Raw genomic sequence first — 14,991 nt, 5'->3', positions numbered from 1 at the left:
CGCCAGTGACCGCACCCGACCACGACGCGCCGCCCGGGGCGGCCCCCGCCTGGGTGAAGAGCGCCCGGCAGCTCGACCGGGAACGCCGCCAGCGGCGGCAGAGCGTGCGTTCGGGCTCCATCGCGACGGCCTCCACGATCCTGTTCGTGGTGGTCGTCGCGGTGGCGCTCACCGCCACGCCGGGCTGGTCCCGCGTCAAGGAGACCTTCTTCGACTGGGACGAGTTCGCCACCGCGTTCCCCGACGTGCTGAGCGGCTTCTGGCTGAACGTCCAGATCTTCCTGCTCGCCGAGCCGGTCATCCTGGTGCTGGGCCTGCTGGTCGCGCTGGCCCGGGGCCTGCGCAACCCGCTGTTCTTCCCGCTGCGCGCCCTGGCGACCCTCTACACCGACGTGTTCCGGGGCATCCCGACGATCCTGCTGGTGTACCTGGTCGGGTTCGGGCTGCCCGCGCTGCGCCTGGAGGGCGTGCCGAGCAGCCCGGCCGTGCTGGGCGGGTTCGCGCTGGTGTTGTCCTACAGCGCGTACGTGGCCGAGGTGTTCCGCTCGGGCATCGACTCCATCCACCCGAGCCAGCGCGCGGCGGCCCGGTCGCTCGGCCTCAGCCAGGCGCAGAGCCTGCGCTTCGTGGTGCTGCCGCAGGCGGTGCGGCGGGTCGTGCCGCCGCTGCTGAACGACTTCGCCTCGCTCCAGAAGGACACCGCGCTGGTGGCGGTGCTCGGCCCGCTGGAGGCGCTGCGCCAGGCGCAGATCCACTCGGCCGAGACCTTCAACTACACCCCGTACCTGGCCGCGGCTGTGTTGTTCATCGCGCTGACCGTGCCAATGGCCCGCTTCACCGACCATCTCGCGGCGCGCGCCGAGCGCCGCCGCGCGTCCGGAGGGGGCGGCAAGTGAAGCCGAGCAAGCAGACCGGGCCCGACACCGGCGCCGAGCCGCTGCTGCGGATCGAGGGCGTCTGGAAGAACTACCACGGCCACCACGTGCTGCGCGGCGTCGACCTGGAGGTCGCCCCGCACGAGGTGGTCTGCCTGATCGGGGCGTCCGGGTCGGGCAAGTCCACGCTGCTGCGCTGCGTGAACCTGCTGGAGACCGTGGACGACGGCGCGATCTGGCTGGGCCGCGACGAGATCACCGACGTGGGCACCGACCCCGACGAGGTGCGCCGGCGCATCGGCATGGTGTTCCAGTCCTACAACCTGTTCCCGCACATGTCGGTGCTGGACAACATCACGCTGGCGCCGGTGCGGGCGCACCGGTGGACACGGCGCGACGCCGAGGCGCGCGCCCGCGAGCTGCTCGACCGCTTCGGCCTGGCCGACAAGGCGCACGCCTACCCCGACCGGCTGTCGGGCGGCCAGCAGCAGCGCGTGGCGATCATCCGCGCCATGGCGTGCGAACCGAGCCTGCTGCTGCTCGACGAGGTCACCTCCGCGCTCGACCCGGAGCTGGTGACCGAGGTGATGGGCATCATCCGCGAACTCAAGGACTCCGGCATGACGATGGTGCTGGCCACCCACGAGATGGGCTTCGCGCGCGACATCGCCGACACCGTCTGCTTCCTCCAGGACGGGGTGCTGCTGGAGCGCGGTCCGGCCGAGCAGATGTTCACCGAGCCGCGCGAGCCCCGCACCCGCGCGTTCCTGCAACGCGTGCTGGAGTCGCGACGGTTGTGAGCACCGATCTGGACGTGGTCGCCTGGGTGCACGCCCGCGACGGCCGGATGCTGGCGGTGCGCTCGCGCGGCCGCGACCTGCTGTACCTGCCGGGCGGCAAGCGCGAGCCCGGCGAGGACGACTGGACGGCGGTGTCGCGGGAGGTCCGCGAGGAGCTGGCGGTGGAGCTGGACGCGGGCTCGTTCCGCGCGCTGGGCGTCGTGCGCGCGGCCGCGCACGACCAGCCCGCCTTCTCCCACGTGCGGATGGCGTGCTTCACCTCCGGCTTCACCGGCGACATCACGCCGACCGGCGAGGTGAGCGAGCTCCGCTACGTGGACCGCGCCGAACGCGACCTGCTGGCCCCCGCCTCGCAGGCCGCGCTGGACCTGGCGATCGAGCACGGTCTCGTTCCCTAGCCCGCCGACCTCGGCCTTTCGCCACATCATCAACTAGCGGCGAGCGGGCCGACATGCGCCAACAGTGATTGACGTCGGCCCGGCGCACCCCGCACACTGGCCTCACCGGCACCTTTAATGAACAGAATCATCTTCGGTTGATTCAGGTGAGGACTGCATGGACGACTACATCGCCTACGCGACCGACCGCCTCAACACCGCCACCAGCACGCCCGAACTCCTGGCCGCCGCGTTCGACGGCCTGGAACTGGTGGAGCGCGCCGCCACCGCCCTGACCGCGCGCACGCCCCGCTACACCACGGCGCTGTCGGAGGCCAGCGAGGCGTGGTGGGCACTGTCTATGGCCCCCTCCCTCAACGGCCCCGCCGACGCCCGGACCGAGGCGCTGGCGACCTTCGCCCTCACCCTCGCTCAGTCGCTGGTGGCCGCGACGGCGCGGATCACCGATCCGGGCGACCGCGTCGCCTGCCTCCAGGCGGCCCGGCACCTCGGCCGAGTGCACAGCGCCCTCTGCTGACCCCTTTTCAACAACGCTCTTCACCGGCGAACACGCCCCACCAAAAACAGCGGTTAACGCCTGCCTTCTCCCCTTTTCGCCGCCCTTTTCCCTCACCCGCGCTTTTCGTACACTGCACCTTTGTGCTTTCGCGAAGGGGGCGACCGTGGGCGCGGACGAGCAGAACCGCAGGGAGCCGCCCGCACCGCCGCCGAGTTGGGGCCACTCGACCGAACCGCCCACCAGCGAACCGCCTCCCCTTCCCGCCCCGCCATGGCTCGCCTCGCAGGAGCAGCAGCCGGTAGAAGAGACGCGGCCCGAGCCGAACGCGGAGCACGGAACGGCGGCGATGCCGCTGGCCGCCCCCGTCCACCCACCGCCTGCACCGCCTGCACCGCCTGCACCGCCTGCACCGCCTGCACCGCCTGCACCGTCCGCTCCGCCCATTCGCGAAGCCGAGCAGGCACGGCCCGCCCCTCCCCCGGAGAACCCCTTCAAGGCGGACGCGTTCGAGCGTCCCCAGTCCACGCCCGAGCCGCCCGGCATCGGCCCGTCGCGGATCATCCGGCCGGGGTTGTCGTCCGGGATCGCGGTCGCCGCGATCGCCGCACTGCTGGCAGGCGGGATCGTCTACCTGGTCCGTGACGACGGCGGCGACGCGCCCGCCGCCGGAACGCGCGAGGCCGCCGCGCAGAACGCGGGCGCGCGTCCCGCCGGTCAGCTCTTCCCGGTGCCGCCCGCCCTGTTCGACGGGCACGAGCAGGCCATCACCGGCGTCGCCTCCCGGGGCGGCACGGTGGTGACCATCGGCAGCGAGACCGCCGGACGCCCCCGGGGCCAGTTCCTGACCTCCGACGACGGCGGCAAGCAGTGGCGGGCCGCCGCCGGAGGCGACGGCGTGCCCAAGGCGATCGCGGCCGGACCCAAAGGCTGGGCCGCGCTCGGCGACAACAACGGGGTCACCACCTGGTCGAGCCCGGACGGCAAGGACTGGACGGCACGTCCCGGCGATCCGTCGGCCTTCCAGGACGACGACGAGGCCACCGCGCTCGCCGCGACCGCGTCCGGGTTCGTGGGTGCGGGCGTCGCCAAGGACGGCAAGCCGGTGATCTGGAGTTCAACGGACGGCGCGGCCTGGCAGCGCGTCGCGGCCACCGGCCTCAAGGGCGCGCCCACGCGCCTGGCCGCCAGCGGCGACACCCTGGTCATGCAGGGCGAGGACGGGATCTCGCGCTCCACCGATGGCAGGACGTGGACGCCCGTCGAGATCCCGCAGAGCGACGGCTCCTACGGCGGGATCGTGGGCCTGGTCTCCGGGCCCGGCGGTTTCTACGCCGCGCGCGAAGGCCGGGGCAAGAGCAAGAAGAAGCGGCCCATCGCGGTGTTCTTCCGCTCGGCGGACGGCGTCGGCTGGGCGCGGTCCGGTGTGATCGACCGGCGCACCTACGTGCGGCTGACGGCGTTCGGCGGTTCGGAGGCGGGGCTCGCGGCCGTCGCGCCGCTGTCGGACGGGCGGCTGGCGGTGCACCGCAGTGGCGACGGCGCGTCGTGGCAGCCCATCGAACGGCTGGACTCGGGCGGCGGCCGCAAGGCCGAGAACACCGTCGCGCTGCCCAAGGGCGTGCTCGTCGCGGGGCGGCAGGACAACGGCGCGTACCTGACGGTGCCCGGCGCCAAGCACGGCGACGTGGACCTGCTCGCGGTGCCCGGAGCCGTGACGGCCGACCGCACCCTCGCCCGCCTGGTCGCGGACGCCGGGACGGTCCTGGCGGTCGGCAGCGCCAACGGCGACGCCGCCGTGTGGGGCACCCGCGACGGCGGTACCTGGACGCGCGCGGGCGGCACCGGCATGACCGGCGCCGGGATACAGCGGCTCGCCGGAGCCGCGCACGGGCCCGCCGGATGGGTCGCGGTCGGCCGGGGCGCGGGCCGCACGCGGCCGCTGCTGCTGACCTCCCCGGACGGCACGGCCTGGCAGGCGGCCGACGTCAGGTCCGGCGACGGCGAGTTGTCCGGCGTGGCCCACGGCCCGGCGGGCGCGGTCGCGGTCGGCTGGACGGGCTCGTCGGCGGCCTCGTGGTCCTCGCGCGACCTGAAACGCTGGGACGCGGGCGGCGGCGACCTCAAGAACTCCTGGATGCGGGACGTCGCGGCCGTCTCCGGTGGTTATGTCGCCGTCGGGGGCCGCAAGGGCGACGTGCCCGCCGTCTGGACCTCGCCCGACGGCGGCAAGTGGACCTCGGTCGCGCTGCCGCGCGAAGCGGGATCGGGCGCGCTGTTCCAGGTGGCGGCCAAGGGCGACGCGCTGGTCGCGCTCGGCCGCAACGTCCTGGTGACCTCGACCGACGGCGGACGCACGTGGAAGGCCCAGGCCGTGCCGTCCGACGCGCTGACCGCCGTGACGGCGACGCCGCGCGGGTTCGTCGTGGCGGGCGAGGCCGGATCGGACGTGGCGCTGTGGACGTCGGCGGACGGCGCGTCCTGGCGGACGGACCGGCCGCGCGGCGACGGACTGGCCGGGGACGGCGCGCAGCGGCTCACCGGCCTGGCCGTCCTGGGCGGCGACCTGCTGGCGGTCGGCACCGACCGGGGCGAGCCCACCCTGTGGCGGCGTCCCCTGCCCTGACCGGACGGCCGCGCCCGGACGGCCCGCTCAGTCCTCGGCGGAGCGCTCCGGACGCAACCGCCCCTCCCGGTCGACGCGGGCCGCCGCCAGGATCATCTCGTCCACCAGCCGCCGCGCCTCCGGCGACAGGTCCACCAGGGCGCGCAGCACCTCGGCGCGCAACGTCCCGGCGTCGACCTCGCGGCGCAGCGCCTTGAAGGTGAGGTCGTCGTCGATGGGCCCGGCCTCGCCGGGGAACCCGAAGTAGCCGATCGGCACGCCGAAGAAGGTGGCCAGCGCCGTCAGCGTCTTCAGCTGCGGGTTGTCCTGGCGGCCGGTGCGCAGCTTCCACACCGTGGTGGAGGAGATGTCCTCGCCGGTCGCCTCGGCGATCGCGGCGGCGGTCTCCACGTTGTTGCGGGCCGGCGGCGCGCCGTCCGGCCACATGTTGCCGATCAGCCACTCGACCTTGTCGGCGAGGGTCGCCGCCGGCGAGACCCCCCGAACCGCCCCCGCACGCATCTGCCCCACGACACTCCTCCGCATCACCGGTCCAACGACTTTAGTTGACCACACCGCTCCGTGTCAGCCAAGGACACGGACACTAGCCTCGGGTATCGAGGTGATCACGGAAAGCTAACCTTCCGCCGTGCCGCCGTGTCGGCGCGGCGGCCCGCCCCGGCGCGGCTGCTTTGATCGTGATCAGGTCGCAGGCCAGTCGGGGAGGTGGCCACCTGTGACAACCCGCACCACCCTTCGCGGCGCCCTGCTGGGCGGCGCGCTGCTGGCGTCGCCGCTGGCCCTGCCGCTGTCCGGCGCGTCTGCGGCGGCGGCCGAGTGCGCCGACCTGCGGGGAGCGGCCGCCTCGGCGTTCGACGCCGAGGCGTTGTGCCGGAGCCTGCGGTCGGAGATCGTTTCAGGGCGGCCCGACCTCGGCCGCGCGCTGCGCGGGTCGCTGAGGAGCGCTCCGGCGCGGCGCGAGCCGCTGTCGGGCCGCCCTTCGAAGTCCGCCCGCCGGACCGCGCCGGAAACCGTCCGCGCACCAAGGAGCAGCCGACCCGAACCCACCCCCGAGACGCCGCACGCCGGAGCCCGGACCAGCCCCGAGACGACGCGCACACCACGCCCTCCGGCCACTCCCGTCAGGGTTCCGGCACCGGCTGACGTGTCGAACCCCACGCGGCGTGCGGTGCCCTCCCCCGCCCCGACGGCGACCGTACGGGTGACGGTCCCGGCCGCGCCCACCGCGACCCGCGTGCCCGCCGAGGGCGGGATGCCGCCGAGCACCCTGGCCGCCATGGGGATCATCGGTCTGATGCTGGGCGCGTTCGCGGTGCGTCGGCGCAGGCCGCTGCCCGTTCCTGGCGCGCTCGGCGCGCGCCGGGAGCCGTCCGCGCGCCGCCTCCGGTCCGCGCCGACGTGCCCGGCCCTCCCGCCCGTTCGCGGGGAGGCCGCCACGACGGCCATCGACCTGGCCGCCCCGTCCGGGCTGGGCGTCGTCGGTCCGGGCGCGAACGCGTTCATGCGCGCGGTCCTGGTCGATCTCCTCACCGGGAACCACGCGCCCGCCAAGGTGGTGGTGTCGCGCGGCGAGATCCGGCGGATGTTCGAGGACGGCCTGGACGAGGCGCTGCTCCAGGCCCTCGCGCCCCGCCTGCACGTGTGCGAGCTGCTGGAGGACGCCATCGAGCATCTGGAGCTGGAGATCCTGATGGCCGACGCCGAGCGCGCCAACCCCGACCTCAGCCCCACCGGCGGCCGCGACCTGCCCACCGCCTACTGGATCGCGACGCCCGGCCAGGACGACGACGTGGTGCTGCCCCTGGTGCGGCGCGGCACGGCGCACCGCCTGGTCGGCCTGATGTTCGGCACGTGGCCGCACGGCCGCACCGCCGTCCTGGAGGCCGACGGGACGATCCCCGGCGGCCCGGCCGTGGTCACGCTCACCGCCGGGGAGGCGCTGGACCGGCTGCGCGCCTGCGTCACCGCCGAGCGCGGCGGCTGGTTCTGACCGGGCCCCGGACAGCGAAAAACCCCGATCGCATGATCGCGATCAGGGTTTCTTCCTGCTGGTACCCCCGAGCGGATTCGAACCGCCGTTACCGCCTTGAGAGGGCGGCGTCCTAGGCCACTAGACGACGGGGGCCGGGACTTTCGTCGCCGTCGCGATCTCTCGCTCCGGCTCGGCCAGCTTAGCGGAGTTTCCCTATCGAAAAACCCCGACCGCGTTGCGGTCAGGGCTCCGCATGCACTGTGCGCGTACCCCCGAGCGGATTCGAACCGCCGTTACCGCCTTGAGAGGGCGGCGTCCTAGGCCACTAGACGACGGGGGCTTGCCTGTGCTCCACCCACTTTCGTGGGTGAACCGCTGGGGTACCAGGACTCGAACCTAGACTAACTGAACCAGAATCAGTCGTGCTGCCGATTACACCATACCCCAGTGCCGTGAACTTCCGTCCCGGTCCGAAACCGTTCTGGTTGCTCGCGCCTCGAAGAGAATACAGGACCTCGGGACTTGCGCCAAAACGAATAGCCGGGCCCGCCCGCCGGACGGGCCCGGCCCCCGCCAGGCGGGCCCGTTCTCGCAGGTCAGCCCATGGATTCGACGACGAAAAGCTCCAGTTGCACGTCGTCGGGGTCGCGGAAGCTGAGCACCGGCCCCCACGCCGTCTCGGCGACCGGCGAGTGCACCACGCCCCGCTCGGCGAACCGGGCCCGCCACCGCTCCAGCTCCGCGCGGTCGGCGACGCCGAACGCCAGGTGGTCCAGGCCGGGGTTGCGGTGGTCGAAGGGGACGCCGCCGGCGTCGTCGTGCTGCGTGAAGCCGATGATCATCAGCCCCTCGGGGTAGACGCAGATGACCTCCGTCCAGCCGTCGTTGTCGAGCCTGGCGAACTCGGTGAGGCCGAACAGCTCGCGGTACCAGCGCACGCTGGTGTCCAGGTCGCGGACCGTCAGGGACAGGTGGGACCAGCCGGTGATGGCGGGCACGGCGTCTCCTCGATACTCCGGGTCGGAGCATCCGACGATACTCCGGACTGGAGTATCGTCAAGGGCATGTCCCGGGAACCGACGACCACCTCGTACGCGATCCTGTCCCTGCTCGCCGTGCGGCCGTGGACGACCTACGAGCTGAAGCAGCAGATGGAGCGCAGCCTGCGGGTGATGTGGCCGCGCGCCGCCAGCGTCGTCTACGAGGAGCCCAAGCGGCTGGTGGCGGCCGGCCTCGCCGCCGCCCGCGCCGAGTACACCGGCCGCCGCCGCAGCACCGTCTACGCGATCACCGACGCGGGGCGCGCGGCGCTGCGCGCCTGGCTGGACGAGCCGGGGGCCGGGCCGGTCACCGAGTTCGAGGCGATGGTGAAGGTCGCCTTCGCCGACCACGGCGACCTGGAGCAGCTGCGCGCGCAGCTCGGCGCGATCCGCGCGGACGCCGAGCGCCGCGTGGCGGTCGTGCGCGAGCGGATGGAGCAGTACGAGGGGTCCGGCGGCCCCTATCCCGACCGGCTGCCCGTCATCGCCCTGGCGGCCCGCTTCCAGCGCGAGCAGAACGAGATGTTGCTGCGCTGGGCGCGCTGGGCCGAGGAGGAGGTCGCCCACTGGGACGGCGTGACGCCCGAGACCGGCGCCCGCGTCCCGCCGGACGCCTTCGGCGAAGCCGACGGCGAGGAAGGCCCCGATCAGGTCAGCGGGTGAAGTCCGGCGGCCCCATGTGCTGGTCGCCCCACTCCACCAGCGGCCGCAACCGCCGCCACGCGTCGCGGACGCGGTCCACGACCTCGGGGGTGTGCATCCAGGGATCGGCGGGCCAGCCCTGGTGGGCGTACAACGAGCGGTGCCGCATCAGCTCCAGGCGCGGGTGGTCCTCGGGCGTGCCCCGGGGGCGGGTCTTGAGCCGGTCCCCCGAGATCTCCAGCCCGGAGGCGCGCAGCCCGGCCACGATCTCCTCCAGCGCCTTGCCGGACAGGTCCTCGGTGACGGCGGCGCGGTAGCGGCGCAGCTGCTCGGGCGTGGGCGAGTACAGGCCGCCCGCGGCCAGCACGCCGTCGGCGTCGACCTCGACGTAGAAGCCGGCGGTGGTGATGGCGCCCTGGTGGGTCTTGTAGGGCGTCTTGTCCTTGCTGAACCGCACGTCGCGGTAGGGGCGGAAGAGCTTGGCCGCGCCGAACCCGTCCTCCAGCTCGGCGCACAGCAGCCGCAGCGGCTCGCGGACGTGCTCCTCGTAGACGTCCCGGTGCGCCGCCCAGTAGGTCTTGCTGTTGTCGGCGAGCAGGCCCTCGTAGAAGGCGAAGGTCTGGTCGGTGAAGCCGCTGAACGTCATGGCAGCCCCCTGAGAGTGAAAGGTCGTACGGCGTCCCCGCCAGAGTAGGGACGCCGTACGACAGAACCGCTCAGCAGAACCGCTCAGTCGCGGGCGACCACCCGGTTGCTGAGGTCGCCGACGCCCTCGATGCTGACGGTGACCTCGTCGCCGATCTCCAGCGGCCCGACGCCCGCCGGGGTGCCGGTCAGGATGACGTCGCCGGGCAGCAGGGTCATGACCTGGCTGACGTGGGCGACCAGCGTCGGGATGTCGTGCAGCAGGTCGGAGGTGCGGGCGTCCTGCCGCACCTCGCCGTTGACCAGGGTCCGGATCGCCAGGTCGGAGGGGTCGACCTCGGTCTCGATCCACGGCCCGAGGGGGCAGAAGGTGTCGAAGCCCTTGGCGCGGGTCCACTGGCCGTCGCGCTTCTGGAGGTCGCGGGCCGTGACGTCGTTGGCGCAGGTGTAGCCGAGGACGGCCTCGTGGGCGCGGGCGACCGGGATCTCGCGGACCATGCGGCCGATGACCACCGCCAGCTCGCCCTCGTAGTCCACCTGGCGGGACAACTTCTCGGGGTAGGCGATCGCCTCCCGGGGGCCGATCACGGCGGTGGACGGCTTGGCGAAGATCACCGGCTCGGCCGGCGGCTCGCCGCCCATCTCGCGCGCGTGCTCGGCGTAGTTCTTGCCGATCGCGATGACCTTGCTGGGCAGGATCGGCGCGAGCAGCCGCACGTCGTCCAGCGGGAAACGCCGCCCGGTGAACTCCAGGTCCCCGAACGGGTGGGCCGCGATGACGGCGATGGTGTTCTCTTCGACCACCCCGAAGGCCATGCCCTCGGCGGTGGAGAACCTCGCGATACGCATGTCCGCAGCCTAGTGCCCGCCTGACCTGGAGCGGCTAGAAGCCGCAGGGTCGCTTGTCCAGGCGGCAGCCCTTGGGGTCGGCGGCGGTCCCGGCCGCGCCGTACTGCACCTCCCAGGTGCCGCCCGGCTCGATCGGCGCGGCCTTGGGCAGGTTGCGGATCTCGACCTTGGAACCGCGCTTGACGAGCTCGGCGCCCCAGATGTTGCGCACGTTGCCGCCGGGCGCCTCGAAGGTGATCCGCCACCCCTTCATGGGCTTGCTGCCCTTGTTGGTGATGACGAACCTGCCCTCGAAGTAGCCCGGGTCCTGCTGGACGAGCTGGTAGGAGACGCCGTTGCCGGGCTTGAGCGGCCCGACCGGCGGAACCGAGGAGGGCGCGGTCGGGACCGGCTGCCCGGCCGACGGGGCGGTTGCGCCGGGCTGGGCCCCGGGCGGGGCGGACGACGCGCCGGGCTGGCCGGGCGCGGCTCCGGGGCTCGCGCCCGTGGTCGGGGCCGTTCCGGGGCTGGCTCCCGTACTCGGGGTCGCTCCGGCGGACGGCTGGGCGGAGGTGGCGGCGGCCGTCGAGGGGGAGGTCTTCCCGGCGGCGGCGGGCTTGCCGGAGCCGCCGTTCAGCAGCAGGGTCGCGGCCGCGCCCGCGCCGAGCACCAGGACGGCGGCGACGGCCGCGATGAGCACGGCCGGACGGCGGGACCGCTTGCCTGCGGGCGGTCGCGGCGGGGGCGGCGCGGACTGGGGAGGCGAGGCGGGCGGCGCGGGCGGCGTCGCGAACGGGGTGGGCGGCAGGACGACGTGCGGCCCTTGCTGGGACTCGGCGCGCATGCTGGTCGGCGCGGTGGGCGCTTCGGCCACCATGTGCGCGGGGGCCGGGCCGACCGGGGTGCCGTGGTCGGGCGTCGGGGCGGTGGACGACGCGGCGGCGGCCCCCGCGACCGCCGGTCCGGGCGGCGGCTGCTCGGACGGGACCGCCTGCTCCGCGCCGAACTGCTCGGTCCAGGGCGCTTCGCCGCCCTGCGGGACGCGGTGCGGCTCGGTGCGGCCCTCGGGGTCGGGGCCGGTCGGCGGCGGAGGCACCGGGGTCGGCTTGGCGAGGTCGGTCACGGTGGCGGGCGGGCCGTCGTCCTGCCCGGCCGGAGCCGGACGGTCGACGATGGTGACCTCGACCTCGTCGTCCCGGCGGTCGTCATCGCGCGGCGCGTCGACGACGGTGCCGTCGGTCCCGCTCCCCTGCGGCTCCGCCGGAGGCGTGCGCCCGGGAAGGCGGAACTCGGTGGTGCTCATGTGGTCCGGGGGCACGTACCCGGGGTCCTCGCCGCTCAACTCGTCACCTTCTCCACCGCCGGCTCCACTGCCGGTCTCACCAGAGTCCGACGGCCGGCGCGCCGTTCCGGTTCGGCCCGGAGCGCGGTCAACCGGCCGGGGCCGGTTCCAGGCCCCGGCGGGCGGCCTGCCGCTGGTGCCGGTCGAGCATGACGGTGATCAGCTCGATCGCGTCGGGGGTGGTGGCGTCCGGCGCGCCGCTCAGCCAGCGGCTGGCCTCGGCCAGCAGCTCGGCGGCGGTGTCGGGCGCGGCGGGCAGCCGCTGGTCGGCCAGCCGGCCCAGCACGTCGCCCAGCCGCAGCGCCGCGTCGGCGCGCCCGGCCTCGGCGGCCTCGCGGTACCACTCGGCGGCGCGGTCCAGGTCCCCGTCGCGCTCGTAGAGGTCGCCCAGCCCGAAGGCGACGTCGGACCACGGCCCGTCCGCGCGGGCTCCCGGGACCTCCGGGCACCAGGGTCGCACAGGCATGAGATCACTCCGGCTCGGGACGAGGAGAACGGCGCGCGGGTTCCGCACACGGCCGCGGCTACACATGGTGGCGGTCACACGTGATCTCCGCCACCGCTTTGGCCAGGTTTGCCGACTTTTCTTCGCACCGGTCCGGCTACCGTCAGCGACGAACCGTTCCGTGGTGCCAGCACGGGCCGTGCGGCGGCCGGTCGATAGGGTCGGGTGCAGTCGTCCGTACAGCTGTCTGCTCAGTCGTCTCGCAAGGGGGTGCGACGGTGTCCGTCGTCAAGATCAATGTGCTCACGGTGCCCGAGGGCATGGGATCCGAACTGGAGAAGCGGTTCGCGGGCCGCGCCGGGCTGGTCGACTCCGCCGAGGGGTTCGAGGGCTTCCAGCTGCTGCGTCCGGTGGAGGGCTTCGACCGCTACCTGGTCGTCACCCAGTGGCGCGGCGAGGAGGACTTCCAGCGCTGGACCGAGAGCCAGGCGTTCCAGCGCGGCCACGCCCAGGCCGCCAAGGACGCCGAGGCCCGGCAGGGGCACGGGGAGGGCCAGGGTCATGGCCACGGCCATGGGCACGGCGGGCCGGTCTCCTCCGCCGCCGAGGTCTGGGGCTTCGAGATCGTCCAGACCGCCGAGCCCAAGGGCTGACACGGCGCGAGACGGCCGCCGGAGGGTCTCCGGCGGCCGTCGTCGTGTCCGGCGTCAGGACGCGACCAGGTCCTGGTAGTCGGGGTGCTTGTCGATCCAGCCCTTGATGAACGGGCACTGCGGCACGGCCTTCGCCCCCTTGGCGCGGACGTCGTCCAGCGCGCCGCGCGCCAGGGCGCCGCCGACGCCCTTGCCCTCGTAGGCGGAGTCCACCTCGGTGTGGGTGAAGACGAGCGTGTCGCCCTCGGTCTCATATTCGGCGAATCCCGCCAGCTCGCCGTCCACGCGAATCTCGTAGCGGCTCTGGTCGGCGTTGTCGGTGACCTTCGTGTCCATGAACCGATCATGCCCGGCGCAGGGCGCGATGAACTCCGGCAGGGCGACCGCCCTGATCAGCCCGCCTCGTAGCCCGCGTGCAGCAGGCAGTAGCTGACCGCCTCCTCCAGCGCCTGCCAGGACGCGGCGATGACGTTGTCCTCCACGCCGACGGTGCCCCACTCGCGCTCGCCGTCGCTGGACTCGATCAGCACCCGGGTCCGCGCGCTGGTGCCGTGCGAACCCTCCAGGATGCGGACCTTGTAGTCCACCAGCTCCATCCGGGCCAGCTCGGGGTAGAGCCGCTCCAGGGCGGTGCGCAGCGCGTTGTCCAGCGCGTTGACCGGGCCGTTGCCCTCGCCGGTGGCGATGATGCGCTCGCCCTTGGTGTGCAGCTTGACGGTGGCCTCGCTGACCATGACGCCGTCGGCGCGGCGCTCGACGATGGTGCGCCAGGACTCGACCTCGAAGTGCCGCTGCCGGACGCCGGTCAGCTCCTCGCGCAGCAGCAGCTCGAAGGAGGCGTCGGCGGCCTCGAAGGTGTGGCCGGTGTTCTCCAGCTCCTTCACCCGGTCCACCACCTGCCGGGCCTTGTCGCCCGACAGGTCGTAGCCCAGCTCGCGGCCCTTCAGCTCGACCGAGGCGCGCCCGGCCATGCTGGACACCAGCATCCGCATGTCGTTGCCGACGGCGGCCGGGTCGATGTGCTGGTAGAGGTTGGGGTCCACCTTGATCGCCGAGGCGTGCAGCCCGGCCTTGTGCGCGAACGCCGACAGGCCCACGTAGGGCTGCTGCGAGCCGGGCGCGACGTTGGTGACCTCGGAGACCGCGTGCGCGATGCGGGTCATCTGGGCGAGCTGCCGGTCGCTGACCAGGTCCATGCCGCGCTTGAGCTGGAGGTTGCCGACCACCGTGAACAGGTTGGCGTTGCCGCTGCGCTCGCCGTACCCGTTGGCGCAGCCCTGCACGTGGGTGGCGCCCGCCTTCACGGCGGCCAGGGTGTTGGCGACCGCGCAGCCGGAGTCGTCGTGGCAGTGGATGCCGACGCGGGCGCCGACGCCGACCACGTCGTGCACGACGTCGGCCAGCTCGTCGGGCAACATCCCGCCGTTGGTGTCGCACAGGGCGATGACGTCGGCCCCGGCCTCGGCGGCGGTGCGCACGACCTCCAGCGCGTAGGCGCGGTTGGCGGCGTGACCGTCGAAGAAGTGCTCGGCGTCCAGGAAGACGCGTTGGCCCTCCGCACGCAGGTGGGAGACCGTGTCGCGGATCATCGCGAGGTTCTCCGCCAGCGTCGTGCGGAGGGCCAGCTCGACGTGCCGGTCGTGACTCTTGGCGACCAGGGTCACGACGGGCGCGCCCGAGTCGCGCAGGGCGGCCACCTGGGGGTCGTCGGCGGCCTTCGCACCGGCCCGGCGGGTCGCGCCGAACGCGGTGAGCTGCGCGTGCCTCAGGTCCAGCTCGGTCCGAGCGAGCCTGAAGAACTCGGTGTCCTTGGGGTTGGCGCCCGGCCACCCGCCCTCGATGAAGCCGACGCCGAGGTCGTCCAGGTGCCGCGCGATCGCGAGCTTGTCGGCGACGGTGAGGTTGAGCCCCTCCTGCTGTGAGCCGTCGCGCAGCGTGGTGTCGTAGACGTGGAAGGCGTCGCCCTGCATCTGCTTCCCCCTAGGGATGTGGGCCGGGTGGTGATCATGGCGTCCGGAGAAACAAAAAGACCCCTCACGGACGTGAGAGGTCTGCGCGCCGGCGGTGTTCCGTCAGTGGCCGGCGCGCCAGCCGATAATCAGGAGGCTGTGGCGCATGATGACGGAAGTCTGCCACAGCCGTCTCGTATTCGTCACATCGCGTCTCGCCTGTTGAGACGCGAGGGACCGGCCGCCCGGCCCGTGGGGGCATGCCGGGCGGCCGGGACGG

Annotated in this window: 16 protein-coding genes and 3 tRNA genes; 8 read left to right on the top strand and 11 right to left on the bottom strand. The window is 73.5% G+C overall.

Translation table 11 applies throughout. The features are described 5' to 3' along the window. The first annotated feature begins 5 nt into the window (after window positions 1-5). The 5 genes from AH6_RS18995 (at window position 6) to AH6_RS44720 (ending at window position 5,195) form a co-directional block, all read left to right on the top strand. Entirely contained in the window at window positions 6-896 is an 891-nt protein-coding gene (locus tag AH6_RS18995) for an amino acid ABC transporter permease (protein ID WP_067481625.1), read from the top strand. Then, complete coding sequence (locus AH6_RS18990; RefSeq protein WP_067481623.1) at window positions 893-1,675, top strand: amino acid ABC transporter ATP-binding protein; 783 nt, start codon at window positions 893-895, stop codon at window positions 1,673-1,675. The genes AH6_RS18995 and AH6_RS18990 overlap by 4 nt, the downstream gene beginning before the upstream one ends. Further along, the gene (locus AH6_RS18985; protein ID WP_067481621.1) at window positions 1,672-2,073 is read left to right on the top strand and encodes an NUDIX hydrolase; all 402 of its coding nucleotides are present in this window, start codon (window positions 1,672-1,674) and stop codon (window positions 2,071-2,073) included. Before AH6_RS18990 ends, AH6_RS18985 begins: the two co-directional genes overlap by 4 nt. Window positions 2,074-2,230: 157 nt before the next feature. Then, window positions 2,231-2,590 (top strand): hypothetical protein, encoded by a 360-nt coding sequence (locus AH6_RS18980; protein ID WP_067481619.1) that lies wholly within the window; start codon window positions 2,231-2,233, stop codon window positions 2,588-2,590. Between the two features lie 145 nt (window positions 2,591-2,735). Next, a complete protein-coding gene (locus tag AH6_RS44720) occupies window positions 2,736-5,195 on the top strand; it encodes a sialidase family protein (protein ID WP_169807880.1) in 2,460 nt (819 codons plus the stop codon). A 27-nt stretch (window positions 5,196-5,222) separates the two neighbouring features. Here the strand turns inward: AH6_RS44720 and AH6_RS18970 are convergent, their stop codons facing one another. Continuing rightward, the gene (locus tag AH6_RS18970) at window positions 5,223-5,705 is read right to left on the bottom strand and encodes a hypothetical protein (protein ID WP_083983146.1); all 483 of its coding nucleotides are present in this window, start codon (window positions 5,703-5,705) and stop codon (window positions 5,223-5,225) included. A 205-nt stretch (window positions 5,706-5,910) separates the two neighbouring features. Here AH6_RS18970 and AH6_RS43850 point away from each other — a divergent pair, with 205 nt between their 5' ends. After that, a complete protein-coding gene (locus tag AH6_RS43850) occupies window positions 5,911-7,185 on the top strand; it encodes a hypothetical protein (RefSeq protein WP_157431564.1) in 1,275 nt (424 codons plus the stop codon). A gap of 59 nt (window positions 7,186-7,244) precedes the next feature. Here AH6_RS43850 and AH6_RS18955 read toward each other — a convergent pair. The 4 genes from AH6_RS18955 to AH6_RS18940 form a co-directional block, all read right to left on the bottom strand. Then, a tRNA-Glu gene (locus AH6_RS18955) sits at window positions 7,245-7,320 on the bottom strand. A 114-nt stretch (window positions 7,321-7,434) separates the two neighbouring features. Then, a tRNA-Glu gene (locus AH6_RS18950) sits at window positions 7,435-7,507 on the bottom strand. A 35-nt stretch (window positions 7,508-7,542) separates the two neighbouring features. Then, window positions 7,543-7,614 (bottom strand) — tRNA-Gln (locus AH6_RS18945). 149 nt (window positions 7,615-7,763) lie between these two features. Then, entirely contained in the window at window positions 7,764-8,165 is a 402-nt protein-coding gene (locus tag AH6_RS18940; RefSeq protein WP_067481610.1) for a VOC family protein, read from the bottom strand. A gap of 66 nt (window positions 8,166-8,231) precedes the next feature. Between AH6_RS18940 and AH6_RS18935 the strand changes: the two genes are divergently transcribed. Beyond that, on the top strand, window positions 8,232-8,870 hold the full coding sequence (locus tag AH6_RS18935) for a PadR family transcriptional regulator (RefSeq protein ID WP_067481609.1): 639 nt from the start codon (window positions 8,232-8,234) through the stop codon (window positions 8,868-8,870). Here AH6_RS18935 and AH6_RS18930 read toward each other — a convergent pair. The 4 genes from AH6_RS18930 to AH6_RS18915 all read right to left on the bottom strand — a co-directional run bounded on the left by AH6_RS18930 (window position 8,860) and on the right by AH6_RS18915 (window position 12,130). Beyond that, window positions 8,860-9,495 (bottom strand): DUF2461 domain-containing protein, encoded by a 636-nt coding sequence (locus AH6_RS18930; RefSeq protein WP_067481607.1) that lies wholly within the window; start codon window positions 9,493-9,495, stop codon window positions 8,860-8,862. The genes AH6_RS18935 and AH6_RS18930 overlap by 11 nt on opposite strands. Before the next feature lie 83 nt (window positions 9,496-9,578). Continuing rightward, window positions 9,579-10,343 carry a fumarylacetoacetate hydrolase family protein gene (locus AH6_RS18925; protein ID WP_067481605.1) on the bottom strand — a complete coding sequence of 255 codons (765 nt, stop codon included), beginning with the start codon at window positions 10,341-10,343 and terminating at the stop codon, window positions 9,579-9,581. 34 nt (window positions 10,344-10,377) lie between these two features. Then, a complete protein-coding gene (locus tag AH6_RS18920; RefSeq protein WP_067481603.1) occupies window positions 10,378-11,664 on the bottom strand; it encodes a cellulose binding domain-containing protein in 1,287 nt (428 codons plus the stop codon). Between the two features lie 88 nt (window positions 11,665-11,752). Further along, window positions 11,753-12,130: a hypothetical protein gene (locus tag AH6_RS18915; protein WP_067481601.1), complete on the bottom strand. Its 378-nt coding sequence runs from the start codon at window positions 12,128-12,130 to the stop codon at window positions 11,753-11,755. A 257-nt stretch (window positions 12,131-12,387) separates the two neighbouring features. On the opposite strand from AH6_RS18915, the gene AH6_RS18910 reads away from it, so the two are divergent. After that, complete coding sequence (locus tag AH6_RS18910; protein WP_067481599.1) at window positions 12,388-12,762, top strand: antibiotic biosynthesis monooxygenase family protein; 375 nt, start codon at window positions 12,388-12,390, stop codon at window positions 12,760-12,762. A 54-nt stretch (window positions 12,763-12,816) separates the two neighbouring features. Here the strand turns inward: AH6_RS18910 and AH6_RS18905 are convergent, their stop codons facing one another. Together AH6_RS18905 and cimA are read right to left on the bottom strand one after the other, a co-directional pair. Next, the gene (locus tag AH6_RS18905) at window positions 12,817-13,098 is read right to left on the bottom strand and encodes a GNAT family N-acetyltransferase (protein ID WP_067481597.1); all 282 of its coding nucleotides are present in this window, start codon (window positions 13,096-13,098) and stop codon (window positions 12,817-12,819) included. Between the two features lie 56 nt (window positions 13,099-13,154). Beyond that, entirely contained in the window at window positions 13,155-14,732 is a 1,578-nt protein-coding gene (gene cimA / locus AH6_RS18900) for a citramalate synthase (RefSeq protein WP_067481595.1), read from the bottom strand. Between the last annotated feature and the right edge of the window lie 259 nt (window positions 14,733-14,991).

Origin of the sequence: Actinomadura hibisca NBRC 15177, assembly GCF_001552635.1 — a bacterium.
Taxonomy (GTDB): domain Bacteria; phylum Actinomycetota; class Actinomycetes; order Streptosporangiales; family Streptosporangiaceae; genus Spirillospora; species Spirillospora hibisca.
This window is presented reverse-complemented; position numbering and strand designations above follow the sequence as displayed.